Source organism: Actinomadura sp. SCN-SB (assembly GCF_043906805.1).
Taxonomy (GTDB): Bacteria; Actinomycetota; Actinomycetes; order Streptosporangiales; family Streptosporangiaceae; genus Spirillospora.
Genome location: NZ_JBIMPP010000052.1, coordinates 15,953 through 40,853 on the forward strand (window position 1 = coordinate 15,953; position 24,901 = coordinate 40,853).

22 protein-coding genes are annotated in these 24,901 nt (G+C 72.3%); 4 read left to right on the top strand and 18 right to left on the bottom strand.

Going from position 1 to position 24,901, the window contains the following annotated elements; genetic code table 11:
* Positions 1–84: 84 nt before the first annotated feature.
* The 10 genes from ftsY to rsmD form a co-directional block, all read right to left on the bottom strand.
* Positions 85–1,245, bottom strand: coding sequence for a signal recognition particle-docking protein FtsY (gene ftsY / locus ACGWYJ_RS27785; protein ID WP_395109317.1), 1,161 nt, complete (start codon positions 1,243–1,245; stop codon positions 85–87).
* Between the two features lie 614 nt (positions 1,246–1,859).
* A complete protein-coding gene (gene smc / locus ACGWYJ_RS27790) occupies positions 1,860–5,522 on the bottom strand; it encodes a chromosome segregation protein SMC (RefSeq protein ID WP_395109318.1) in 3,663 nt (1,220 codons plus the stop codon).
* A 729-nt stretch (positions 5,523–6,251) separates the two neighbouring features.
* Positions 6,252–6,449, bottom strand: a complete 198-nt coding sequence (locus tag ACGWYJ_RS27795; protein ID WP_285698794.1) for a hypothetical protein — start codon at positions 6,447–6,449, stop codon at positions 6,252–6,254.
* A 178-nt stretch (positions 6,450–6,627) separates the two neighbouring features.
* Positions 6,628–6,924 carry an acylphosphatase gene (locus ACGWYJ_RS27800; protein ID WP_395109364.1) on the bottom strand — a complete coding sequence of 99 codons (297 nt, stop codon included), beginning with the start codon at positions 6,922–6,924 and terminating at the stop codon, positions 6,628–6,630.
* 14 nt (positions 6,925–6,938) lie between these two features.
* Positions 6,939–7,817 carry a bifunctional DNA-formamidopyrimidine glycosylase/DNA-(apurinic or apyrimidinic site) lyase gene (gene mutM, locus ACGWYJ_RS27805; RefSeq protein WP_395109319.1) on the bottom strand — a complete coding sequence of 293 codons (879 nt, stop codon included), beginning with the start codon at positions 7,815–7,817 and terminating at the stop codon, positions 6,939–6,941.
* A 1-nt stretch (position 7,818) separates the two neighbouring features.
* Positions 7,819–8,622, bottom strand: coding sequence for a ribonuclease III (gene rnc / locus ACGWYJ_RS27810; RefSeq protein WP_395109320.1), 804 nt, complete (start codon positions 8,620–8,622; stop codon positions 7,819–7,821).
* A 376-nt stretch (positions 8,623–8,998) separates the two neighbouring features.
* Positions 8,999–9,178 (bottom strand): 50S ribosomal protein L32, encoded by a 180-nt coding sequence (gene rpmF / locus ACGWYJ_RS27815; RefSeq protein ID WP_285698798.1) that lies wholly within the window; start codon positions 9,176–9,178, stop codon positions 8,999–9,001.
* A 1-nt stretch (position 9,179) separates the two neighbouring features.
* A complete protein-coding gene (locus ACGWYJ_RS27820; RefSeq protein ID WP_395109321.1) occupies positions 9,180–9,875 on the bottom strand; it encodes a YceD family protein in 696 nt (231 codons plus the stop codon).
* Positions 9,876–9,999: 124 nt separating this feature from the next.
* Positions 10,000–10,479 carry a pantetheine-phosphate adenylyltransferase gene (gene coaD, locus ACGWYJ_RS27825; RefSeq protein WP_395109322.1) on the bottom strand — a complete coding sequence of 160 codons (480 nt, stop codon included), beginning with the start codon at positions 10,477–10,479 and terminating at the stop codon, positions 10,000–10,002.
* Positions 10,480–10,578: 99 nt separating this feature from the next.
* Positions 10,579–11,163, bottom strand: a complete 585-nt coding sequence (rsmD, locus tag ACGWYJ_RS27830) for a 16S rRNA (guanine(966)-N(2))-methyltransferase RsmD (RefSeq protein WP_395109323.1) — start codon at positions 11,161–11,163, stop codon at positions 10,579–10,581.
* Positions 11,164–11,418: 255 nt separating this feature from the next.
* On the opposite strand from rsmD, the gene ACGWYJ_RS27835 reads away from it, so the two are divergent.
* The gene (locus tag ACGWYJ_RS27835; protein WP_395109325.1) at positions 11,419–12,417 is read left to right on the top strand and encodes an LPXTG cell wall anchor domain-containing protein; all 999 of its coding nucleotides are present in this window, start codon (positions 11,419–11,421) and stop codon (positions 12,415–12,417) included.
* 107 nt (positions 12,418–12,524) lie between these two features.
* Here the strand turns inward: ACGWYJ_RS27835 and ACGWYJ_RS27840 are convergent, their stop codons facing one another.
* The 3 genes from ACGWYJ_RS27840 to ACGWYJ_RS27850 form a co-directional block, all read right to left on the bottom strand.
* Positions 12,525–14,387 (bottom strand): protein kinase, encoded by a 1,863-nt coding sequence (locus tag ACGWYJ_RS27840; RefSeq protein WP_395109326.1) that lies wholly within the window; start codon positions 14,385–14,387, stop codon positions 12,525–12,527.
* A gap of 130 nt (positions 14,388–14,517) precedes the next feature.
* The gene (recG, locus tag ACGWYJ_RS27845; protein WP_395109328.1) at positions 14,518–16,719 is read right to left on the bottom strand and encodes an ATP-dependent DNA helicase RecG; all 2,202 of its coding nucleotides are present in this window, start codon (positions 16,717–16,719) and stop codon (positions 14,518–14,520) included.
* Positions 16,720–16,749: 30 nt separating this feature from the next.
* Complete coding sequence (locus ACGWYJ_RS27850) at positions 16,750–18,324, bottom strand: DAK2 domain-containing protein (RefSeq protein WP_395109329.1); 1,575 nt, start codon at positions 18,322–18,324, stop codon at positions 16,750–16,752.
* A gap of 256 nt (positions 18,325–18,580) precedes the next feature.
* Between ACGWYJ_RS27850 and rpmB the strand changes: the two genes are divergently transcribed.
* Positions 18,581–18,775 (top strand): 50S ribosomal protein L28, encoded by a 195-nt coding sequence (gene rpmB, locus ACGWYJ_RS27855; protein ID WP_395109330.1) that lies wholly within the window; start codon positions 18,581–18,583, stop codon positions 18,773–18,775.
* A 773-nt stretch (positions 18,776–19,548) separates the two neighbouring features.
* On the opposite strand, the gene thiD is transcribed toward rpmB, so the two are convergent.
* The 3 genes from thiD to ACGWYJ_RS27870 form a co-directional block, all read right to left on the bottom strand.
* Positions 19,549–20,349 (bottom strand): bifunctional hydroxymethylpyrimidine kinase/phosphomethylpyrimidine kinase, encoded by an 801-nt coding sequence (gene thiD, locus ACGWYJ_RS27860; protein WP_395109331.1) that lies wholly within the window; start codon positions 20,347–20,349, stop codon positions 19,549–19,551.
* Between the two features lie 22 nt (positions 20,350–20,371).
* Complete coding sequence (locus ACGWYJ_RS27865) at positions 20,372–20,962, bottom strand: cellulose binding domain-containing protein (RefSeq protein ID WP_395109333.1); 591 nt, start codon at positions 20,960–20,962, stop codon at positions 20,372–20,374.
* A gap of 108 nt (positions 20,963–21,070) precedes the next feature.
* On the bottom strand, positions 21,071–21,991 hold the full coding sequence (locus ACGWYJ_RS27870) for a thiamine-phosphate kinase (protein WP_395109334.1): 921 nt from the start codon (positions 21,989–21,991) through the stop codon (positions 21,071–21,073).
* A gap of 94 nt (positions 21,992–22,085) precedes the next feature.
* Here ACGWYJ_RS27870 and ACGWYJ_RS27875 point away from each other — a divergent pair, with 94 nt between their 5' ends.
* On the top strand, positions 22,086–22,319 hold the full coding sequence (locus tag ACGWYJ_RS27875; RefSeq protein WP_285698818.1) for an Lrp/AsnC family transcriptional regulator: 234 nt from the start codon (positions 22,086–22,088) through the stop codon (positions 22,317–22,319).
* Positions 22,320–22,332: 13 nt separating this feature from the next.
* Positions 22,333–22,815, top strand: coding sequence for a DUF3515 domain-containing protein (locus tag ACGWYJ_RS27880; protein WP_395109335.1), 483 nt, complete (start codon positions 22,333–22,335; stop codon positions 22,813–22,815).
* A 6-nt stretch (positions 22,816–22,821) separates the two neighbouring features.
* Here ACGWYJ_RS27880 and ACGWYJ_RS27885 read toward each other — a convergent pair whose 3' ends face one another.
* Entirely contained in the window at positions 22,822–23,517 is a 696-nt protein-coding gene (locus ACGWYJ_RS27885; RefSeq protein WP_395109336.1) for a substrate-binding periplasmic protein, read from the bottom strand.
* The gene (locus tag ACGWYJ_RS27890; RefSeq protein ID WP_395109337.1) at positions 23,514–24,893 is read right to left on the bottom strand and encodes a glutamine synthetase family protein; all 1,380 of its coding nucleotides are present in this window, start codon (positions 24,891–24,893) and stop codon (positions 23,514–23,516) included. The genes ACGWYJ_RS27885 and ACGWYJ_RS27890 overlap by 4 nt, the downstream gene beginning before the upstream one ends.
* Between the last annotated feature and the right edge of the window lie 8 nt (positions 24,894–24,901).

Consider the following 24,901-nt stretch of genomic DNA (forward strand, 5'->3'; position numbering starts at 1 on the left):
ACCCCTCAGCGGTGTGTTTCCAAGATGTTTCAGAATCCTCACAGCCCCACGGAACGCCGCCGGGGGGCGGCGTCCGCCGCGCTTTCAGTCGCCCAGCACCGCGTCGACGAACGCCTCCGGCTCGAACGGGGCCAGGTCGTCCGGGCCCTCGCCCAGCCCGACCAGCTTCACCGGCACCCCCAGCTCGCGCTGCACCTGGACGACGATGCCGCCCTTGGCGGTGCCGTCCAGTTTGGTCAGCACGATCCCGGTCACGTTGACTACCTCGGCGAACACCCGGGCCTGCTGGAGGCCGTTCTGCCCGGTGGTGGCGTCCAGCACCAGCAGCACCTCGTCGACCGTGGCCTGCTTCTCGATCACCCGCTTGACCTTGCCGAGCTCGTCCATCAGGCCGACCTTGGTGTGCAGCCGGCCGGCGGTGTCGACGATCACGGTGTCGGCCCGGGCGTCGATGCCCTGCTTCACGGCGTCGAACGCGACGCTGGCGGGGTCGGCGCCCTCCTCCTTGCGGACCACCCGCGCGCCCACCCGCGCGCCCCACGTCTCCAACTGGTCCGCCGCGGCGGCCCGGAAGGTGTCGGCGGCGCCCAGCACCACGCTGCGCCCGTCCCCGACCAGCACGCGCCCGAGCTTGCCGCAGGTGGTGGTCTTGCCGGTGCCGTTCACGCCCACCACCATCAGCACCGCGGGACGGTTGCCGTGCGACTCGGTGCGCAGCGACCGGTCCAGGTCGGCGCCGATCTGCTTGATCAGCTCCTCCTTCAGCAGGCCCCGCACCTCCTCGGGGCTGCGGGTCCCCAGCACCTGGACGCGGGTACGCAGGTCCTCGGTGATCTGCCGGGCCACCGTGACGCCGATGTCGGCGCCGATCAGGGTGTCCTCGATCTCCTCCCACGCCTCGTCGTCCAGCGTCTCGCGCGACAGCAACCCCAGCAGCGTCCGGCCGAAGGTGTTCTGCGAACGCGCCAGCCGCGCCCGCAGCCGCACCAGCCGCCCCGCGGACGGCGGCGGAACCTCGATCTCGACCCGGGGCACCGCCTCGACGGGCGGCGCCCGTTCCGCCGGAGGCGCCGCCGCCTCCCCCTCCTCAACGGTGGTGGTGCCTGCGGCCGGCGGCCGCTCGGAGGGACGCTCGGCGGGCGGCCGCACCGCGCCACGCCCCGGCCGCAGAAACGCGACGGCCCCAATGATCAGCGCGACGACCGCCACCACGCCGAGCACGGAGAAGAGGATCACATAGTCCATAGCCCACCCAGTCTTTCAGACACCCCCCGATGCACCGAACGACCTCCCCACCCACACCCCGAACGCTCACCCAACCCCCACAACCGAACCAGCCCGGCCCCACCCGCCGGGTCCCAGGCAATCGTCAGGCACGCAACCCGACCATCGACCCCAAACGACACGACCCCGCCCGCAAGGGCGAGCGCAGCTCGCCCCGCGATAAACACTCCGCAACTACCTCAGCCACCACCCCCAACCCCGAACGGTCGCCCAAGCGCTGCGATCGCGACCGAAGGCAGGTCCGAGCCTGCGAGGACCTGATCGCGAAGCGAGCCCCTGGGCGAGTCGGAGCGATGCAGCGATCGCACGCAGATGCGACAAGCGACGAGCCGTCAAGGCGAGGAGCGCAGCTCGCACCTGCAAATAATCACCTCTCGCACTCACCCCAGCCCCCAACCCCAGCCACGAACGGTCGCCCAAGCGCTGCGATCGCGACCGAAGGCAGGTCCGAGCCTGCGAGGACCTGATCGCGCAGCGAGCCCCTGGGCGAGTCGGAGCGATGCAGCGATCGCACGCAAGCACGACAAGCGACGAGCCGCCAGGCGAGGAGCGCAGCTCGTGCTTGCAAATAAGCACTACCCCAGCCGTTGGCTGACGACCTGGGTGACGCCGTCGCCGCGCATGCTGACTCCGTAGAGGGCGTCGGCGCCTTCCATGGTGCGCTTCTGGTGGGTGATGACGATGAGCTGGGAGGACTCGCGTAGTTCCTCGAAGACGCGGAGGAGGCGCTGGGTGTTGGTGTCGTCCAGGGCGGCCTCGACCTCGTCGAGGACGTAGAAGGGCGAGGGTCGTGCCTTGAACACGGCGACGAGGAAGGCGATGGCCACCAGGGAGCGTTCGCCGCCGGAGAGCAGGGACAGTCGTTTGACCTTTTTTCCTGGTGGGCGGGCGGAGACCTCGACGCCGGTGGTGAGCATGTCGTCGGGTTCGGTGAGGGACAGGCTGCCTTCGCCGCCGGGGAACAGCCGGGCGAAGATCCGCTCGAATTCGCGGGCGGTGTCCTCGTAGGCGGAGGCGAAGACCTGCTGTACCCGGTCGTCCACGTCCTTGACGATGTTGAGCAGGTCGCGGCGGGTCTTCTTGAGGTCTTCGAGCTGCGAGGTGAGGAAGGCGTGCCGTTCCTCCAGGGCCGCGAACTCTTCCAGGGCCAGGGGGTTGACCTTGCCGAGCTGGTTGAGCTGCCGCTCGGCGACCTTGGCGCGTTTCTCCTGTTCCGCGCGGTCGTAGGGGATGGGCTGTGCGTCCTCCGCGGCTTCCGGGCCGGGCGGGATGGGCTGGTCGGGGCCGTACTCGGCGACGAGGGCGTCCACTTCGAGGCCGAACTCCTCAAGCGCGCGCTGCTCGAACTGTTCCAGGCGCAGGCGCTGTTCGGCGCGGGCCACTTCGCTGCCGTGGACGACGTTCACGAGGCGTTCCAGGGTGCTGGAGAGTTCGCGTACCTGCGTCCGGATGACCTTCAGCTCGGATTCCCGTTCGGCCCGTGCGCGCTCGGCGGCCTCCCGCCGCGTCACGGCGGTCTCCAGGGACGTCTCGATGTGCCCTAGCGCGGCCTGAGCGCCCTTGTGGACGGCTTCGGCGGTCCTGGCCTGTTCTTCGCGGCGGGCGCGGCGCCGGGCGGCCCTCGCGCGTTCCTCGCGTTCGCGGCGTGCTCCGCGTTCGAGCGCGTCGGCGCGGCCCGCGATGGCCTGGACGCGTTCTTCGGCGGTACGGACGGCCAGGCGCGCCTCCATCTCGGCGGCGCGCAGTTCCTGGCAGCGGGCGCTCAGTTCGTCCCGCGCCTGGGTGTCGTGCCCGGCATCGTCGGCGACCTCGGCCGCCTCCTCCGATTCGGCGAGGCGCTCGGCGAGTTCCTCGGCGGCCTGGGCGTCCCGTTCCAGGGACTCGTTGGCGGCGTCCAGGGCCTTGGTGAGGCGCTCCACCTCACCGCGTGCCGCCCGCACGTCGGCCTCCAGCCGCGCCGCCCGTTGCGCTTCCCGGGCGGCCTGGGCCTCGTGTTCACGCAGCCTGCCGCGTACGCGGTCGAGGTCGGCCTGGGCTTGGTTGACCCCGCCCTGGGCCTGGTTCACGGCGGCCTGGGCCGCGTCAACGGCGGCCTGGCCGTGCTGCTCGGCCGCGGTGGCCTCGGCGAGGGCCGCGGCGGAGCGCTCCGCCTCCGCCTCGGCCGCGGCGAGGTCTTCGGTGGCCTGGTCGAGGGTGCCTCGCATTTGCAGGAGGCTCTGTGCGCCTCCGGCGGCGCCTCCCTGGGCCCAGTGGGGGCCGACCAGGTCTCCGTCCCTCGTGACGGCCCTCAGCCCCGGCTCGCGCCGTACCAGGGCCACGGCCGCGGGCACGTCGTCCACCACCGCCACGTCGCGCAGCAGGTCGGCCATGGCGGGACGCAGGGTGTCCGGTACGGTCACCGCGTCGATCGCATAGTCGACCCCGGGGATCCTCCGGGGTTCCGGGCCGGCAGCGGAGGGAGTGCCGCCGATCAGGAGCCCGGCCCGGCCCGCGTCGCGTGTGCGCAGCAGCGCCAATGCCGCCTCTGCGACGTCCAGGGAACCCACCGCGATGGCCTCGGCCGCACCCGCCAGTGCGGCGGCGATCGCCGTCTCGTACCCCGGCCGTACGGTCAGCAGCGACGCGACCGTGCCCAGGACGCCTTCCAACGTCCCGTCCGCGCCCGCCGCCAGCACCGCCTCCCCGCCCTCGGCAGCACTGGCCAGGGTCAGGTTGAGGGCCTCGATGCGGGCCTGGAGCGCCGCGACCTGCTTCTGTGCCGCCTGGTCGGCCGAACGCGCAGCGTTCACGGCCGAGCGGGCGTCCTTGAGCGCGCGCTTGGGCCCGTCCACGGCCGCCTTGGCCGCTTCCAGTGCCTCCTTGGCCGTCTCCAAAGACTCCTGGGCCATCTCATGCTCGGCCAGCAGCTCGGGGTCGTCCACGACCTCGGACTCGAACGCCTCGTACTCGGCACGCGCCGTGTGGACGCGCTGCTCGGCCTCCGCGCGCGCCTCCTCCAGCCGTCCGATCTCCGATCGTCCCGCCTGGACCTTGCTGCGCAGCGCCTCGACCCGGCCGCGCAGCCGCGCCAGTTCCTCACGGCGGTCGGCGGCGGCGCGGGCCGCGGCCTGGAGGCGCCGCTCCTCCGCCGCCAGGGACTCCTCCGCCTCCGAGCGCCTCTCCACGGCCGCCGCGAGCCCGTCCTGGGCCTCCTCAAGCGCGGCGCGGAGCATCTCCTCCTGCTCGCGCACCTCGGCGGCCTCACGTTCCATGTCCTCGGGGTCGCGGCCACGGCGTTCCTCGTCGCGGGCCTCGGCGGCGTTGCGGTGCCGCTCGGCCGCGAGGTCGGCCACGCCCCGCAGCCGTTCCTTCAGCGCCGACAGCTTGAACCAGGTGTCCTGCACCTGGGCCAGCATGGGCGCCTGCGCGACCTCTTCGGCCTCCAGCGCGGCCTCGCGCTCCTGCGCCTCCGCCAGCGCGCGCTCGGTCTCGGCCCTGCGCTCCCGCACCGCGGCCTCGTCCGCCGCCTCCTGGTCCAGCTTGGTGCGCAGGGTGACCAGGTCGTCGGCCAGCAGCCGCAGCCGCGCGTCCCGCAGGTCCGCCTGGATCACCGCGGCGCGCCGCGCGATCTCGGCCTGCCGGCCCAGCGGCTTGAGCTGGCGGCGCAGCTCTCCGGTGAGGTCCTGGACGCGGGTCAGGTTGGCCTGCATCGCGTCCAGCTTGCGCAGCGCCTTCTCCTTGCGCTTGCGGTGCTTCAGGACGCCCGCCGCCTCCTCGATCACGGCGCGGCGGCCCTCGGGACCGGCGTGCAGCACCCGGTCAAGCTGGCCCTGCCCGATGATCACGTGCATCTCGCGGCCGATGCCCGAGTCCGACAGCAGCTCCTGGATGTCCAGCAGCCGGCAGTGGTCCCCGTTGATCGCGTACTCGCTCTGCCCGGACCGGAACATCAGCCGGCTGATGGTCACCTCGGTGTACTCGATCGGCAGCGCGCCGTCGGTGTTGTCGATGGTGAGCACGACCTCGGCGCGGCCCAGCGGCGGCCGGCTGGCCGTCCCCGCGAAGATCACGTCCTCCATCTTGCCGCCGCGCAGGGACTTCGCCCCCTGCTCGCCCATCACCCAGGCGAGCGCGTCGACGACGTTGGACTTTCCCGAGCCGTTGGGCCCGACCACGCAGGTGATCCCCGGCTCGAACTTGAGGGTGGTGGAGGACGCGAAGGACTTGAAGCCGCGCAGCGTCAGGCTCTTCAGGTACACGCGCTCCCTTTCTTCTGGAGGTCCGACCCCCAGACCCCCAGGGCGGGGCGGGCCCGCCCCTTCGCTCGTTCCTCGCTACGGGGGCATGGACGCCCCGCGCGGGAGCTCCGCCCCGCGCCCCCGCGAGGCTCCGCCCCCTGCCCCGGCCCGTGACGTTCCTCCGGGGCCCGTTCGACGATACCGGCCGGGACGCTTCCGGCCCGTCAACCGCGTGGCGGTTCCCCTCCAATGTGCCACGATCTGCCCGGATGGATGTCGCCAACCGCCGTCGCGGGTGCGCCGCCGCCGCGCGTTGCGCCGCTCGCCCGGCGCCCCGGCCGGAGCCGTCCGGCGCTCTCCGGCCCTGCTCGCCCTCTTCGCCCGTGCGTCGTGTTCGAACGGCCCGAAGGAACGCATGGCGATCAACGCCGAAAGAAAAGCCGGTAAAAGCCGCCGAAACACATAAAAAGGGACACCGCCGTCGCCCATGGAACGATCCGAAGTATCGGAGACGCCGGGAGGCGGTGCCCGCCGGAGGAGCGTGGAGAAGGTCTCTATGGGACGGTACGCCGGTCCGCGGGATCGGCGGAGCGACCGGTTCTGGATTCGACGGAACTCGTGCGCCGATCGACGAGACGATCAAGCCGAGCCGATCACTCTGGGTAGGGCCGGCCGATCACGGGGGTGGGTGAAAACATGAGGGACGCCTATGGACGGCGTCCCTGTATGTTCACCTCGAGCGGGCGCTGATCAGGTCAGCGCCGGTTCGCGGTCCTTCACACCGAGCGACAATACGTCGTCGTCCGCCGCCGTAGCGAGTGCGTCGTTCTCCGCCTGAAGCCGTACGAGCTCGGCTTCCAGATCACGTACGCGCTGCTGAAGGCGCCGCATCTCCGCGACCATCCGGGGGTCGGGACCGCCGACGTGGCCGAGTAGAGCCTTCGCCATGACTAAGGGTCCTCCACGCTGAGTAACCAGCAGGGATCGCGCACGAGAAGCAACTCGAACCGGTGCGCGTATCGTCTAGAGTCGCACCGGCCGGAGTCCTGGTCAAGACGCACATCACAGGCCGGTAACAACCTGTCGTCACTAGTTTAGCAGGTACAAACCACTAGCCCATACCCGATCAGCGTTCGAAGAAACCGGGATCCTCGCCGCGCGGCTCGCTCCACCGCTCCGCGACTCCGTCCACCCGCCCGGGGGCGTCGCCGCCCCGCAGAAGGTCCAGCAACCGCTCGCACGACGCCCGCGGTCCCTCGGCGATGATCTCCACGCGGCCGTCCTCAAGATTGGTGGCGCTGCCGTTCAGGCCGAGCTCCAGCGCCCGTGACCGGACCCACCACCGGAAGCCCACGCCCTGCACGCGACCGCGCGCCCACGCGGTCAGCCGCACCGTCTCCTGCCCCTCAGCGGCACCACCCATCACATCGTCCACGCTCAGTATCGTGCCCGGCGCGGGCGGGGCTGGCACTGGGGACAGCTGTAGGAAGACCGGTTCATGAAGACGTCGCGCCGGATCGGCGTCCCGCAGCGCCGGCAGGGCTCGTCGCGGCGCCCGTAGGCGTCCAGGGAGCGGTCGAAGTAGCCGCTCTCCCCGTTCACGTTGACGTAGAGGCTGTCGAACGAGGTGCCCCCCACGGCCAGGGCGGCGGTCATGACCTCGCGCACCCCGTCCAGCACGCGGCGCACCTCCGGCCGTGTCAGGGTCTCGGTCGGACGCGCCCAATGGAGCCTGGCGCGCCACAGTGCCTCGTCAGCGTAGATGTTGCCGACCCCGCTGATGAGCGACTGGTCGAGGAGCGCGCGTTTGACGCCGGTGCGGCGGCGGCGCAGCGCCCGGTAGAACGCCTCGTCGTCGAAGGCGTCCTCAAGGGGGTCGGCCGCGATGTGCGCTATGGGCGCGGGCACGGGCGTGCCCGCGACACCGGCCGTCTCCTCGGTCACCATCAGGTGCCCGAAGGTGCGCTGATCGACGAACCGCAGGTCGAACCCGCCCGTCGCGGAGTCGGCGAAGGAGACGCGGACGCGCAGGTGCTTCTCGCGGGGACGTTCGGGCTCACCGACCAGCAGTTGCCCGCTCATGCCCAGGTGGGCCAGCAACGTCTCGCCCGAGTCCAGCGGGATCCACAGGTACTTGCCGCGGCGGCGCGGGGCCGCCATGGTGCGGCCCGCCAGGCGCCCGGCGAAGTCGGCGGGACCTTCCGCGTGGCGGCGCACGGCCCTCGGATGCAGGACCACCGCGGAGGCGATGGTGCGCCCGGTGACCCAGCGGTCGAGGCCGCGGCGGACGACCTCGACCTCGGGGAGTTCGGGCACGCTAGGACCGCCTGCCCGCGGAGCCCCCATCGGCCCCGTTGCCCGTACCGGACGTGCCGGAGTCCCCCGGCTCGGCGGCGCCCCCGGACTCGCGCCGGACGGCCATCTCGCGGATGGCGTTCCAGGCGGCCTCGGCCGCGTGCTGCTCGGCCTCCTTCTTACTGCGGCCCTCGCCCGACCCGTAGGTCGTGCCGCCGACCCGCACCGCGGCCCGGAACGTCTTCTGGTGGTCGGGGCCGCTCTCGGCGACGTGGTACTCGGGGACGCCCAGTTCCTCGACGGCGGTGAGCTCCTGCAAGGAGGTCTTCCAGTCGAGACCGGCGCCCAGCCCGGCCGACCGGGTGATCAGGGCGTCGAACAGCCGGTGCACGAGCGCGGCCGCCTCGTCCAGGCCGCGGTCCAGGTACACCGCGCCGATCAGCGCCTCCAGGGTGTCGGCGAGGATGGACGCCTTGTCGCGTCCGCCCGTCCCCTCCTCGCCACGGCCCAGGCGGATGTGGTCGCCGACTCCAAGGCCGCGCGCCACGCCCGCCAGGGCGCGCATGTTGACCACCGCGGCGCGCAGTTTGGCGAGCTGCCCCTCCGGGAGGTCGGGGTGCCCCCGGTACAGGGTGTCGGTGACGACCAGGCCCAGCACCGAGTCGCCCAGGAACTCCAGGCGCTCGTTGGTGGGCAGGCCACCGTTCTCGTACGCGAAGGAACGGTGCGTCAGCGCGCGCTCGAGAAGGTCGTCGGACACCTCGACGCCGAGCGCGCGGGTCAGTTCCGCGCGGTCCGGCGCGGGCTCGGTTCTCCTACCGCTCACAGGCCCTCCTCGCAAGCCTGGCGCCGCGCCGGCGGCGCCGATGGCGGCGTGTGACGCACCGGGCGCCCGGAGTCGCCCAGGGCGGCCCGGACGGAGCCCGGGACGGCGCGGCCGCACGGCCGAGGAGAGGTCCACGAAGACGAGGTGCGCGCCGGTCGAACGATGTCCCCGGCGTGCACCACGGCCTCGGGCGCCGCACCTCGCCGCCACCACGCCGGCGTCACCCGCCGGGTGGACAAGGCTGGTCCAATGGCTTTCGCCTACAAGGCTTCACCTTAGACAACGATGCGCCGGGTGACCTCAGGCACCCGGCGGCCCGCGCATCGGGAGGGGCGGGCCCGCGCCGACCGCGGCTCCGCCCCTCGCGAGGCCGGACTCAGGCCGACGGGGTGATGACCTGCCGCCGGTCGTAGGTGCCGCACGTTCCGCACGCGATGTGCGGGAGCTTGTAGTCGCGGCACGTCGGGCACTGCACCAGGTTGGGCGCGGTGGCCTTCCACTGCGCGCGCCTGTGCCGCGTGTTGCTCCGCGACTTCTTCCGCTTGGGGACGGCCACGTCAGCCCTCCTGCTTTCCTTCTCGTCGGTCGGATGCCCGGCGGGCGCCACTCCCCCCGGGGGATGCCTGCGGCGGCCCGCCGTTGGCGGCGAGGCCGTCGCCGGTCAGGCCCCGCAGCGCCGCCCAGCGAGGGTCGGCGACGGCGTGGCCGTGGTCCGGCTCGGCGTCCGCGAGCCGGACGCCGCACTCCGGGCACAGGCCGGGACAGTCGTCCCGGCACAGCGGGGACAGCGGCAGCGCGAGCACCACCGCGTCCCGGAGCACCGGCTCGAGATCGATCAGATCGCCCTCGAGGTGAAGCTCCTCGTCGTCCGCGCCCTGCTCATGCCGGCCCCCTGGCGGGGGCCCGCCCCCGCCTCGGCCGGAGCGGGTGTCAGGATAGACGAAGAGCTCCTGGAAGTCCGCCTCAAAGGTCGAGGCGATCGGGTCAAGGCAGCGCGCGCACTCCCCTTCGAGGGGAACCCGCGCGGTACCCGTGACGAGCACGCCTTCGAGCACCGCCTCCAGCCGCAGGCGCAGCTCGATGACGGCCCCTTCGGGCACGCCCACCATCTCGACGCCCAAATCCGCCGGGGCCGGCACGGTGAGGACCTCTTCGCGCGACGACCCGGGCTGCCTGCCCAGCGCCCGGGTGTCGAGCACGAGAGGGGCGTTCGGGTCGAGGCGTGACAGAGTGATCCTGCTTTCGTGAGCCATGGGATTCGCGGCCGTCGGTCCAGGCCGAGGTACCAGGGTACCCAACGCGACGGTCCGCACCCAACTCGCACGCCCCTCGCCCGTACGTCACGCGGCTCACGCTCGCGGCCCGCCGTCCGGCGGCCTACGGTTCCTGGAGCCGCTCGGCGAGCCGGGTGTGCACCAGCTCCGGGATCAGCCCGGACACGTCGCCCCCGTACTTGACGATCTCCTTCATCAGGCTGGAGGACAGGTAGGAGTAGAGCGGGTTGGTCGACATGAACATCGTCTCGACCCCGGCCATCCGATGGTTCATCTGGGCCATCTGCAGCTCGTACTCGTAGTCGCTGACCGCGCGCAGGCCCTTGACGATCACCGGGATGTCGTTGTGCCGGCAGAAGTCGACCAGCAGCCCGTGCCACTTGTCGATCCTGACGTTGCCGTACTCCTTGGTGACCTCCTCCAGCATCTCCATCCGCTCGTCGATGCTGAACAGGCCCTTCTTGGTCTTGTTGATCAGAACGGCGACCACCACCTCGTCGAAGAGCCGGGACGCCCGGCTGATGATGTCGAGGTGGCCGTTGGTGACGGGGTCGAATGAGCCTGGACAAACGACACGGCGCACGAGGCGGCTCCATCCTTGCGTCTGGGCTTCCGTGCAGGTGGGGGCCCTGCGGCGCGACGGTACCAAACCGGCCTCCGGCGCCTTGTCACCGGGTCGCGGTCACGCCGAAGCCGATTCGGTCGACGTGGCGCTGCCGTACCAGAACACCGCCTCGCCGTAGCGCCGGTCGCGCTCGGCCGCGTACCCCTCGGGCCAGCTCAGCGCCGGGCCGCGCGCCGCGCGCTCGACCACGACCAGCGTTCCGGGGACGGTCCAGCCGTGGTCGCGGAGGGCCTCCAGCAGCCTGGTCACCGCGGTGTCGGCGAGCGCGTACGGCGGGTCGGCGAAGATCAGGTCGTACGGGCCGCCCTCGGGTTCGCGCTCGACGAGGCGTTCCACCGTGCCGCCCTGGGGACGGGCGCCGGGCAGGCCGAGCGAGGCGGCGTTCCGGCGGATGACCTTGAGGGCGCGGGGGTTGGACTCCACCAGCAGGGCGTGCGCGGCGCCCCGCGACAGCGCCTCCAGGCCGACCGCGCCGGATCCGGCGTACAGGTCGGCGACGCGCAGGCCGTCCAGCGAGCCCAGCAGCGCCAGGACGGTGCCGAACAGGCCCTCCCGGGCGCGGTCGCTGGTGGGACGGGTGTCCCGTCCCGGCGGCACGGCCAGCCGCCGCCCGCCCGCACTGCCCGCGATCACCCTGGTCATTTCTCAAGTATCGGGGTCGGCGGAGAGTGGAGGGGACGGCGGCATGCCGGGATTTCACCGATTCGCTCATGGGGATTCGGTCATGGGCCGCCATTCCTCCGCGCTCCCGGTACGGGGCGCCACGGGCATCGCCGGAGCTTCGCGCCAATTCACGAATTCGCGAGCGAATCCGGCGATCGGTATTCCCTAGCGGCTACCTGCCGTGTCAGGGTGAACGCAGGTTGTTGTAGAGGCTATACCCCCCAGGAGTACCTCGTGCACCACGGTAGAAGGCTGGCGGTGACGGCGGGCGCGACGGTTCTGGGTCTGGCGGCCATGAGCGGGGTCGGGCAGGCCGACACCCGCGGTGGCTCAGGCTCGGGCTCCCCCCTGGCCGACCTCACCTCGTCCCTCACCGGCACCATCGGGGGCCTGACCGGAGCCCTCCTCGGGTCCGGCGGGTCGGCGCCGGAGTCGCGGACGAGCACCGGCGGGTCCCCGGCACCGTCCGCTCCCGGCTCTGTCAGCAAACCGCCGAGCGTCCAGAAGGCGACGTCGGGCGGCACAGGGACGTCCCGGACACCGCGCACCACGTCCAGCGGCCCGGCGAAGTCCGCCAAGCCCGCCGCCAAGGCCGGGAAGACGAAGGAGAGCAAGAAGCCCGGTCATCTGCGGATCGGCCTGTCCCCCGAAGTGGACCCCAAGAAGCTGACGCTCAAGGGCGGGCTGGTCATCGACGCCGGGTTGCGCACGCTGCTCGGACCGGCCGGTCTCAAGGTGGAGGCCGACGGCAGGCTCTCCGCCGAGGACATCGCGATCGGCGATCCCGAGGCCGAGGGGAACGTGGCGCTGGGCGGCTACGTCCTCGGCATCGGCGCGAACGCCGAAGTAGGCGGCGGCGCGGTCGTCAGGCCGGGCCGGATCGGCGCCAATGCCGGCGCGAACGTGTGCGTCGGTCCTGTGACCTGCGTGGACATCCCCGGAGCACCGGGCGACCCCGGAGAGCCCGGAGAACCGGGCGAGCCGCCGGGCGGAGGCCCCGGCCCCGGGCCCACACCCCCGATCCCGGGCGATCCCTCGTCGCCGCTGCTGCCCGACCTCCCGCAGGCCGAGATCCCGCAGGCGTCGCAGGCGGACGCGGCGCCGACGGAGGACCTGCCCTTCACCGGGACCGACAGCCTCTCGCTCGCGGCGATCGGCCTGACCGCGATCGTGACCGGCGGCGCCGCCATCGCGTTCACCCGGAGGCGCAAGGCCGAGGAGCCGGCGGACTGACCACCGGGACGGCACGGGGAAACGGGACGCCCGACGACGGGCGTCCCGTTTCCGTCATTCCCCGCTGATCACTCGAAAGCCGTTAAGGCTCCGTTCAGTGTCGCCCTTCACAAGCGCTCGGTCCTGGCGACCTGCCATCCGTCCTGGCCCTGCCGCCGCAGTTCCAGCCGATGCATGCTGATCTTGTCGTCGCTCCGGCAACGGTCCTTGGCGCATTCCCCCACCACGACCAGCGCGGTCGGCCGGTCGGCCGGCCCGCCGGGACGCACCGCCGTCTCGACCGGCGTGCCGGACGTCACCGGCCGGCTCCGGTTCACCGCGTCGATCAGGGCCCGCCCCTTCGCCCTGGGCCAGGCGTCGCCCGCCGACGCCAGCCGCGGCACGGAGTCGGCGCGCAGCACGTAGAAGGTGTCCAGCAGCCAGGACGCGCCCCGTCTGACCATGGTGACCCGCATCGGCTCGTTCAGCAGGTTCGGCTGCGCGTCCGCGGCGGTGACCGTCCGCTTCACGAACGACAGCACGGTGACCGTGCCGCCCGACGACGCGATGACCGCCGAGTCGGTGATGGCCGCGCTGATCGTGCTCCGCCTGTCGCGCAGCTGCGTGCGCCAGTTGCTGGTCTCCAGCTGGCGGTCGTACTCGGCGCGGTACCGCTGGGTGATCCGGGCGTGCGCGGCCGCGATGTCCTGGTCGATGCGGCGGTAGTCGAAGCTCAGCACGGCTTTGATCGCCTCCCCCGCCGTGCGGGTCGCCTCGGCCGTGCCGGCGGGCGGCACCGCCACGTCCGCCACCGGGGAGGCGGAGGGCGACGGCCGGGGATCGCCTTTCCCGCCGGACGCCAGCGCGTACGCGGCGCCGCCGCCCGCCAGCAGGACGAGCGTAGCCGCCACCGCCACGGCGATCCGCAGCCGGCGCTTGGCCGAGCCGGGCGGGATGGTGTGATGCGGCGGGAAGGTGACGGGCTGCCCGGGGACCGGCGGCGCTCCCGGACCACCGGGCGGCGGCCCCGGCTCGGCCGCGGCGCCGAACCCGCCCGGCCCGATCCCGAAGCCCGCGGGCCCGCCGAACCCGCCCTGGCCGGCGAACGACCCGGCCGGGGCGCCGCCCGCGAAGGACGCCCCCGTGGTCAGCGCGCCCTCCGGCTCCGCCGCCACCGTGTCCTGGCTGCCCAGCAGCTCCAGCAACGCCTCCTGCGCCCCGGGACGGTAGGCCGGGTCCTTCGCCAGGCAGGCCGCCACGACCGTGCGCAGCGAATCCGGCAGGGCCGACATGTCCGGTTCGTAGTTCAGAACGCGGTGGAACACCGCGGAGATCGTGTCGTTGCCGAACGGGTGCCGCCCGGTCGCCGCGAACAGCATCGTCGAGCCCCAGGCGAACATGTCCACGCCGGGACCGAGCTCGCCGTCGGTGACCTGCTCGGGCGCCATGTACGAGGGGGTGCCCACCACGCCGCTGCCCTTGGCCGCGGCCGAGCCCATCACCCGCGCGATCCCGAAGTCGATCACGCGCGGGCCGTCCGGGCCCATCAGGACGTTCGCCGGCTTGAAGTCGCGGTGCAGGATGCCCGCGCGGTGGATGGCCGCCAGCGCGGTGACCGTGCCGATCGCCAGCCGGTCCAGGTCGGTGCCGGTGCGCGGCCCGGCGTCCCCGCCCACCAGCTCGGTCAGGGACGGGCCCGGCACGTACTCGCTCACCACGTACGGGAGCTCGCCGGAGACGTCGGCGTCCAGGACCTGCGCGGTGCAGAACCCGGCGACCCGGCCGATCAGCTCCATCTCCCGCTCGAACCTCGCCCGCCACTCGGGGTTGCGGCTGAGCGAGGCGCGCAGCAGCTTGATCGCCACCTCGCGGCCGTCCTCACCCTCGGCCAGGAACACCACGCTCTGGCCGCCCTCGCCCAGCCGCCCCTTGACCTGGTAAGGCCCCAGCCTCTCCGGATCGCTGGGCAGCAGGGGGCGAACGGACGTCATCGCTTTCCTCCGTCAGGTACGGACCCGCCACGGCGTAACGTGCCGATTACTGCGGATGATGTCAGATCGCACCCTTCCGGTCACCCAGGCAAACCGGCCAACTCCCCTATCCCGGCCATGCCTTCCCAGGTCACGCCTTCTCCAGGTAATCCGCGCGCTCCTCGTCGAGGAGGGTGGCCAGCTCGGCCGCGAGCCCAGGGTGGCCGGCCAGGTCGGGATCGGCCTCGACCAGCGTCGTCGCCTCGTCCCTCGCGTCCCGGATCACCTCCTCGTCCCGCAGCAGCGTCAGCAGCCGCAGGCTGGAGGCGCGGCCCGCCTGGCTCGCGCCGAGCACGTCGCCCTCGCGGCGCTGCTCCAGGTCGAGCCGGGAGAGCTGGAACCCGTCGGTCGTGGACGCCACCGCGTCCAGCCGCTCCCGCGCCGGGCTGCCCGGCTCGGCGTCGGTGACCAGCAGGCACAGCCCGGGGAGCGTGCCGCGGCCGACCCGGCCGCGCAGCTGGTGCAGTTGGGAGACCCCGAACCGGTCCGCGTCCATGATCACCATCACGGTGGCGTTCGGGACGTCCACCCCGACCTCGATCACCGTGGTGGCCAGCAGCACGTCCAGCTCGCCGCGGGCGAACGCGCGCATCGTGGCGTCCTTCTCGTCGGGATGCAGCTTGCCGTGCAGGACGCCGATCCGCAGCCCCGCCAGCAGCTCCTCCAGGCGCGGTAGCAGCTCCATGATGCCCAGCGGTGACCGGCGGTCGCCGTCCTCGGCCGGGCCGGGGGCGGCGGCCCCGTCGCCCTCGTCCCCCTCCCGCTCCCCGATCCGCGGGCACACGATGTAGATCTGGCGGCCCTCGGCGGCCTCCTCCTTGATCCGCTCCCAGGCGCGGGCCAGGAAGGCGGGCTTCTCCGGCGGCACCACATGTGTCCTGATCTCCGCCCGTCCGGCGGGGAGCTGGCCCAGCACGGACGTCTCCAGGTCGCCGAAGACGGTCATCGCCACCGTCCGCGGGATCGGCGTGGCGGTCATGACCAGCACGTGCGGCCGCCCGCCCGGCACCTTCTCGCGCAGCGCGTCCCGCTGCTCGACGCCGAACCTGTGCTGCTCGTCCACGACCACCAGCCCGAGATCGGCGAACTGGACGTGCTCCTCCAGCAGCGCGTGCGTGCCCACCACGATCCCGGCCTCGCCGGACGCCGCCTCCAGCAGCGCCGCCCTGCGCGCCTTCGCGCCCTGCGAGCCGGTCAGCAGCGCCACCCTTGTCGCGTTGTCGGCTCCCCCGATCTGCCCGGCCTGCGCCAGCTCGCCCAGCATCGTGGTGATCGAACGGTAGTGCTGCTGGGCGAGCACCTCGGTCGGCGCCAGCAGGGCCGCCTGCCCGCCGCCGTCCACGACCTGCAACATCGCCCGCAACGCGACCACCGTCTTACCCGCCCCCACGTCGCCTTGAAGGAGGCGGTGCATGGGGTGGGACAGGGAGAGGTCCTCGGAGATCTCACGGCCCACCTCACGCTGGCCAGGGGTCAGCTCGAACGGGAGGCGGGCGTCGAACGCGTCCAGGAGACCGCCTTCGACAGGGGGGCGCGGCTTGGCGGGGAGCCGGGCGGCGGCCATCCGGCGCTGCGCCAGCGCCACCTGGAGGACGAACGCCTCGTCCCACTTCAGGCGCGCGCGGGCCTTGCGCAGCTCCTCCCACGACTTGGGACGGTGGATGCCCTCGTACGCCTCGCGCAGCCCGATGTACCCGTGCCGCTTCAGCGTCAGCCGCGGCATCGGGTCGGCGTCCAGCCGCAGATTGTCCAGCACCGTGCCGACCGACTTGCCGATCGTCTCGATGTCCAGGCCCTTGGTGGACGGGTAGATCGGGATGATCTCGTCCGCCCACTCCTGCGCCGCCTCCTCCGCGTCCCTGGCCGCGACCACCTTGTACTGGGGATGGGCGAGCTGCCGCTGCGGCTTCCCGCCACGCGGCCGATACGTGGTGATCTTGCCCGCGAACAGGCCGCGCGTGCCCGGCGACAGCTCCCGCTCGGGACGGTACGAGCCCCGCTTGCCGAAGAAGCTCAGCTTGAGCAGCCCGGTGCCGTCGGTGACGGTGATCTCCAGGACGTAGCCGGGACTGCGGGTCAGGGGACGCCCCTGCACCTTCACCACCTCGGCCATCACCGTGACGTGCTCGCCGTCCTGCAACCCGCTCAGGGGCGTCAGCTCTCCCCTGTGCGCGTACCGGCGCGGGTAGTGGTGCAGCAGGTCGCCGACCGTCTCCAGGCCCAGACCCTTGGACAGCACCTTGGCGGTCTTGTCGCCCAGCACCTTGTACAACGGCTCGTCGAGATTCGCCACGGTCCCCTTTCTACCGCGCGGCTCCGACCCTTACTCCACTCCTATAAGGAGCGGCGAACGCACCTGGCCGCCCTCGTACACGCACACCTCCACGTCCGGGTGCCGGTCGCGCAGGTGGGACTCCAATGACCCGACCAGGCCGTCCGGCGCGTCCACCCCGTGGATCAGCGTGACCAGCTCGCCGCCGCCCGACAGCATCCGGTCCAGGACGTCCGCCGCCACCCCGGCGAGATCCGAGCCGATCATCGCCACGTCCCCCTCGATCAAGCCGAGCACGTCGCCGGGCTGGCACAGGCCCACACTGGTGACCGCCTCCTCCACGGCCAGTTCCAGATGCCCGAACCGGGTCGCGCCCGCCGCCCGCGTCATCGCGATCACGTCCTCGGGGAACCGGCGCAGCGGATCGTGCACCGCCAGCGCCGCCAGCCCCTGCACCGACGCCATGGCCGGCACCACCGCGATGCGCGCCCCGCTGTCACGCGCGCGCTCCGCCGCCGCCTCCGCCAGGGCCAGCACCTCCGGCTCGTTCGGCAGCACCGCCACCTCGTCCCCCGCCGCCAGGATCGCCTCGGCCAGCACCGCCAGCGGCGGCACCGTGCCCGGCTCGCGCCGCACGACACGGGCGCCGGTGCTCTCGAACAGCGCCGCCAGACCCTCCGCCGCCGTCACCGCCACCACCGCGCGCCCCACGCAGGGAGCGGGCCGCCCCTGATGCGGGGAATCGCCGTCATGCAGATAGGTGACACGGATGCGGTACGGACGGCCCGCCGCCAACCCGGCCTCGATCGCGGCGCCCGCATCATCGACGTGGACATGGACGTTCCACAGCCCGTCCCCGCCCACGACGACCAGCGAATCGCCCAGGCCGTCCAGGACGGTGCGCAAATCGGGGACGGCCTCGTCCGGGGCGTCCAGAAGGTACATGACCTCGTAACCGGGACCCGTGGGCGGTGGCCCGGCCCGTTCGTCCCGCACCGGCGAGGGCGCCCGCGCCGGGATCTCGTACCGCTCCGGGTACTCCTCGGTGATCACGGCGGCCAGCGCGTCCAAGACCACGCACAACCCGGCCGCGCCCGCGTCCACCACACCGCTGCGCGCCAGCACGTCAAGCTGGTCCGTCGTACGCCGCAACGCCCGCCGCGCCCCATCCGCCGCCGCCCGCGCCACCACGGCCAGCCCCGGATCGCCGTTCTCCCCCGTCGCGCTCGCCGCCGCCTCCAGAACGGTCAGGATCGTGCCCTCGACCGGACGCTCCACCGCGTTGCGCGCCAACACCGACGCGTACCCCAGCGCCTCACCGAACGCCACACCGTCCGCCGCGTTCTCCGGACGCCCCACGATCTCCGCCAGGCCGCGGAACACCTGGCTCAGAATCACCCCCGAGTTGCCCCGGGCCCCCACCAGCGCCCCATGCGTCAGAGCCCGCCACGTCTCCTCGACACCCGCGTCCCCGGGCAGCTCCGCGACCGCGTCGGCCGCGGCCAGAACGGTCAGATGCAGATTCGTCCCCGTATCACCGTCCGGGACCGGGAACACGTTGAGCGCGTCGATCTCACCCCGGGTCCGGCCCAGCGCCTCGGCCGCGAGCCGGCTCCACCTCCGCACCGCGATTCCGTCGAGGACTTCGCCCACACTCGGCCCCCTCGCTCCTCCCACAGGAAGGTACTACTTACTCCGGCAGATACCTCTGTACCGGCACCGATCGGCCGGCCGATTCGCTTAGATGGACGGCCGTCGGCTACCCTGATCCGTGCGCCACCTCCCGTGGCGCCTTCCGAGCGGCCCAGCGACCGGCCCGGCCAACCCCGGCCCGGCATACGGCCACTCCGGCTCACAGCATCGACACCACTTGGAGTTTCCCGTGGCTTCCGTCTGCGACGTCTGCGGCAAGCGACCCGGCTTCGGCATGCGCGTCTCCCACTCGCACCGCCGCACCCCGCGCCGCTGGAACCCCAACATCCAGCGCGTCCGCGCCGTCGTGAACGGCAGCACCAAGCGCATCAACGCCTGCACGTCCTGCATCAAGGCCGGCAAGGTCATCAAGCCCAGCGTTTAGTGTTTATTGGCAAGCACGAGCTGCGCTCCTCGCCTGGCGGCTCGTCGCTTGTCGTGCTTGCGGCGATCGCTGCATCGCTCCGACTCGCCCAGGGGCTCGCTACGCGATCAGATTCTCGCTAACGCTCGAATCTGCCTTCGGACGCGATCGCAACGCTTGGCCGCCGTTCGGGGCCGGGGTGACGGGCTGAGGCAGTTGCGGCTGTGTTTATTGGCGGTGCCTGCGGCGTCGGGCGCTAGGCGCCCTCCTTCTCCGGCACCGCGTGCGATCGCTGCATCGCTTCGACTCGCCCTAGGGGGCTCGCTTCGCGATCAGATCCTCGCAAGCTCGGACCTGCCTTCGGACGCGATCGCAACGCTTGAGCGACCGTTCGGAGTTGAGGTGACGGGCTGGGGTCGTTGCAAGATGTTCATTGGCGGCGCCTGCGGCGCCGGGCGCCCACTTTCTCATCCGCCAGGTCAGCAGCGCGGCCCGCGGCCGAGATAAACGCCCCGCACCCAGCTCCAAGCCCCCAAGCGAGAAGCGCAGCTCGTAGTCGCGATAAACACTTATCGCAACTGCCTCAGCCCGTCACCCCGGCACCGAACGGCGGCCAAGCGTTGCGATCGCGACCGAAGGCAGGGGCGAGCGCCAGCGAGACCCTGATCGCGAAGCGAGCCCCTGGGCGAGTCGAAGCGATGCAGCGATCGCCGCAAGCACGACAAGCGACGAGCCGCCAGGCGAGGAGCGCAGCTCGTGCTTGCCATAAAGACGAGCGCAGCTCGTGCTTGCAATTAACGCCACGCGTGGTTGACGGGGCCGATTCCGCTTCCTAGGGGGAAGCCTGCGGCGATGGCGCCGGTGACGTAGTCCTTGGCTTTGGCTACGGCGGTTGGGACGTCTTCGCCTCGGGCCAGGTAGGAGGCGATGGCGGAGGCCAGGGTGCAGCCGGTGCCGTGGGTGTGGCGGTTGTTGTGGCGGGGGGCGGTGAAGCGGTGTTCGTGTTCGCCGTCGAAGAGGAGGTCGGCGGGTTCGCCGGGGAGGTGGCCGCCTTTGATCAGGACCCAGCGGGGGCCGAGGGCCTTGACGGCTTCGGCGGCTTCGCGGAGGCCGGTCTCGTCGACGACTTTCACGCCGGTGAGTTGTTCCACTTCCCACAGGTTGGGGGTGGCGACGGTCGCGGTGGGGAGGAGCGCGGAGCGTACGGCGTCGACGGCGTCGGGGGCGAGGAGGGGGTCGCCGTGCTTGGAGACGCCGACGGGGTCGACCACGATGGGGGCGGTGGCGTCGGCCAGGACTTCGGCGACGGTTTCGACGAGGGCGGTGGAGGCCAGCATTCCCGTCTTGATGGCGTGGGCGCCGATGTCGGACAGGACCGAGTCGAGCTGGGCTCGGACGGCTTCGGGGGGCAGTTCCCAGTAGCCCTGGACGCCGAGGGAGTTCTGCGCGGTGACGGCGGCGATGACGCTCATGCCGTGGGTGCCGAGGGCGAGCATCGTCTTCAGGTCCGCTTGGATGCCCGCGCCGCCTCCGGAGTCCGAGCCGGCGATGGTGAGGACGAGCGGGGGCGCCTGGTTCTCGATCAAATCGGTCACGATGCCCACTCTAGGGCGATATCTACACGCGTGTGCAGGTCAGGCCGTTCAGCTTGCAGGAGGACGGGCCCCTCGCGACACCGCGGGCGAGGTAGGTGACCTTGACCTTGCCGCCCGGCTGGAGGGCGGGGGCGCCGGCGGGGCTGCGCACCAGGCCGAGCGCGCCGGTGCGGACGGCGGTGGCGCCGCGCACGGCGACGATCGTGGCGTTGGGGATGCGGAAGGACATCGTCCAGGACGGCACGGGACGGTTCCCGCGGTTGGCGATGGTGGTGGTGAAGCGAAAGCCGTCCGAGGTCTTGCCGACCAGCCTGAACGCGACGACGAGCCCGTCGGGGCGCTCGGTGGCGCCGGGGCGGCGCTGGGACACCTGGCCTTCCTTGGTCGGTTCCCGCGGGGCGCCGCCGGCGAAGTTGAGGGCGATCTGCTGGGTGCTCAGCGCGTAGGACACCACGCCCACGGCGAGGACCAGCGCGACGATCGGGAGCAGCGGCACCGGGATCGACGGCAGTCTCCTGCGGGTGCCCGAGGGGCGCGGCCCGGGAAGCGGAGGGTCGGCGTCGGGCGGTGCGCCCTCGTCCCCGGTTCGCGCGTGCCTGGAGTGTCGTCCCATCCCATCCCTCTTCGATCACAGGATGTATACCAAACCCGTATCAAGCATGCCTACCAGACGCCCAAAGGGTTGTGCGGGAACACGACGGCCGCCCGTGTCCCCTGTGGCTCACCGGCGGAAGTGGTCCCAGCCGCCTCCCTGGTAGGGCCCGCCGTCGACCAGCACGCCCGCGCCTTCGGCGACCCTCCCGACGACCGTCCAGGACGCGGGCGGCACGGTGCCCGGCGGGACGGTGGCGGCGAAGGCGTGGTCCTCCCCACCCGTGAGGGCGTGGCGAAGTCCGCCGGGACCGCGCTCCCGCGGCACCGGGACGGCGGACGAGTCCACCTCGATGCGGACGCCGCTCGCCTTGGCGATGTGGCCGAGGTCTTGGAGGAGGCCGTCGCTGACGTCCATGAGGGCGGTCGCGCCCATCGCGCGGGCCTCCTCCCCCGCCGTGTACGGGGGGCGGGGCCGGCGGTGCGCCTCGATCAGCTCGGCGGGCTCGTCCTTGCCGGCGTCGAGCAGTTCCAGCCCGGCCGAGGAGTGGCCGAGGCGTCCCCGGACGGCGACGAGGTCGCCGGGGCGCGCGCCGGAGCGCGTCAGCGGCGGCCGGCCCGCCAGGTCGCCGAGCGCGGTGATCGCGAGGGTGATGAGCGGCGCGGCGACGACGTCGCCGCCGGCCACGGACGCGCCGGCCATCGCGCATTCCTCGCCCAGCCCCGCGTACAGTTGCTCGGCCCATTCGACCGGGGTGTCGGCCGGTGCCGCCAGGCCGACCAGCAGGGCGGTCGGCCGCGCGCCCATGGCCACGACGTCGGCGAAGTTCTGCGCGGCGGCCTTGCAGCCGATCTCGTACGGGCCGGACCAGTCGCGCCGGAAGTGGCGGCCCTCGACGAGCAGGTCGGTGGTGGCCACCACGTGCCCGTCGGGCGCCCGGACCACCGCGGCGTCGTCGCCGGGCCCCAGCTCCACGGCCGGGCCCTGCCGCAGCCGATCGGTCAGCCGTGTGATCAGCCCGAACTCGCCCAGCTCCCCGATGCTGCTCATCCGCCCCCGTCCCACCGCCGCCCCGAGGGGCCAGGGCGGCGTGTAACACGATACGGTGACCGTCCGACGTTTATTCTCCGCCCGGGGAGGACGGATGGTGCAGGCCTACATCCTCATCCAGACCGAAGTGGGCAAGGCGGCCGAGGTGGCGCGCGAGATCGGCGGCATCCCGGGCGTCACGCTGGCGGAGGACGTGACGGGGCCCTATGACGTGATCGTGCGAGCGGAGGCGCGCAATGTCGACGAGCTGGGCAAGCTCGTCGTGGCGCAGATCCAGGCGGTCGAGGGGATCACCCGGACGCTCACCTGCCCGATCGTGCACATCTAGCTCCCAGGTTCCCGTGCCGGCTCGATCTGGACGGCGAGGCGCGCGGCGGCGCCTCCTCGCCACGCTTCTCCCCGGGCTGCTGCTGGTGGCCGGATGCGGGGAGGGCGCCGTGCGGGTCCCGGTGCCGACGCCGGACGCGGCGGGCGCGCGGTTGTGCGCGGGCCTGCGGCTCCCGGAGAAGGTGCTGGGCGCCGAGCGCCGCGACACCTCCCCGGACTCACCGTTGACCGCGGCGTGGGGCTCGCCCGCGATCGCGTTGCGCTGCGGCGTGCCGCGCCCGGCCGCGCTGACCCCGGACGCGCAGCTGGTGACGGTGAACGGCGTCGACTGGTTCGGCCAGCCCGCGGACCGTCCGGTCACGTTCACCGCCGTGTCACGGCAGACGTACGTGGAAGTGACCGTCCCGCCGAAGTACAGTCCGCCCGGCGACGTGCTGATCGAGCTGGGCCGCCCGATCGCCGCCACGATCCCCAAGAAGCCCGAGGGGCAGATCTGACGCCGTTCACAGCGGGAAGGGCAGCGTCGGCATCCAGGTGTTCCAGATCCGCCGCAGGCGGCCGTCCCCGATGACGGTGGCCAGCGCGTCGTCGAGGGCGGAGCGTGTTCCGGGTCGGTCCTTGGCCACGGCCACGCCCCACCGGTTCGCGGTGGGGACGGTGAAGGCCAGGTCGAAGTCGGCGTCCTCCGCCAAGGGGACGAAGACCACGTCGTCGTCCACCACGGCGTCGACCTCGCCGGAGCGCAGCGCGGCCAGCATGTCGCCGAAGACGTCGTCGGTCTCGCCGCCGAACGGCACGGTGGCCGCGCCCTCGAACGTCTCGGCCAGCGCCATGTTGGTGCTGCCCTCGATCGCCGCGACGCGCAGGCCGCGCAGTCCGGACGGCGAGGTGATGCCGGCGCCGCGCCGTACCAGGACCGCCTCGTTGAACACCGCGTAGGGACGGGTGAAGTCGACGTGGCGCAGGCGCTCCTCGGTGATGCCCTGCCCGCACCAGACGGCGTCCACCTCGTGGGCCTGGAGGGACGGGACGAACTCGGCCCACGGCATGAAGACCCAGCGCAGCGGGCGGCCCATCACCTCGGCCACCAGGGCGGCCGCGTCGGGTTCGTAGCCGTGCCGGGTGACGCCGTCGGGGCTGCGCGAGAACAGCGGCGGCGCCTCCGCGTCGATGCACGCCAGCCGCAGGGGCTCGGTCACGGAAGGTGCTCGGTGTACATCTCGCGCTCCCAGTCGGTGATGGCGCCGCAGAACCGGGCCCACTCGTCGCTCTTGAGCTCCAGGTACAGCGCGGACATCGCCTCCGGGAAGGCGCCGCGGACGACGGCGTCGGCGGCGAAGGCGTCGAGGGCGTCCCGCAGCGTCAGCGGAAGCGGCTCGAACTTCGAGGGGGCGGCCTCGTAGCTGCTGGCAACCTGTGGCGGGCCGGGGTCGATGGCGTGGTCGAGGCCGTCCTTCATGGCGGCGATGACGGCGGCGTGGGAGAGGTACGGGTTGACGGACGCGTCGGGCAGCTTGCATTCGAGCCGTCCGTTGGCCGACAGCCGCACCGTGCAGGTCTTGTTGTCCATGCCCCAGTTGATCTGGGACGGGGCGAACTGGCCCGCGTCCCAGTAGCGCTTGTAGGAGTTCACCGTGGGGCCCATCAGCGCCATCATCCCGGCGGCGTGGCTGAGGACGCCGCCGAGCGCGTGCCTGCCCTCCTCGGTGAGGTGCAGTTCCGTCACGCCGGGGTCGGCGAGGATGTTGCGGTCGCCGCGCCACAGGCTGAGGTTGTGGTGGCAGCCGTTGCCCATCACCCCGGCGGCGGGCTTCGGCATGAAGCTGGCGGTGACGCCCATCTCGCGGGCCACCTGCTTGCAGATCTGGCGGTAGGTGACGAGCCGGTCGGCGGTGACGCAGGCGTCGTCGAACATCCAGTTCAGCTCCAGCTGCCCCGGGTCCTCGTAGTCGCCTTCGATCATGTCGAGGCCGAGCGCCTGCGCGTACCGGATCACCCGCTGGAAGATCGGGCGCATCACCTCCAGGCTGTCGACGTGGTAGGACGGGCTGGATCCGGGCTTGACGTGCACGTCGAGCCCGGGACCCGTCCAGGTCATCTCGGGTTCGCAGCCGCTGCGCAGCCGCAGCCCGGTGGCCTCGGTGAACGCGTCGTGGACGCGGCGCAGGTTGGACCGGGCGTCGGTGGCCAGCGGGCTGCCGCCGATCCCGGGGAAGTGCCCCGGCTCGTACACGCTGCAGAAGAACCGGCCGACGGTGGTGTCCCACGGCAGCACCGCGAACGTGTCGGCGTCGGGCACGGCGGTGAACTCCTTGGCCTCGGTGCCGCCGCCGAGCAGGTTGCCGAACCGGTCGACCTGGAGGTCCGACATCGCGGTGCGGTGCAGGTTGACGCCGCGTTCCAGGTTGCGGCGCAGGTGCCGGGCCGGGACGACCTTCCCGACGATCCGGCCGGTCAGCGACACGGTCTGGTAGTAGATGAACTCGACACCGGACTCCTGGACGCGGGCGGTGACGTCGTCCATCGCGGCGGCGTTGCGTTCCTTGTGCTCGTCGAGAGCCGTGGTGGCGGGCATGGGACCTT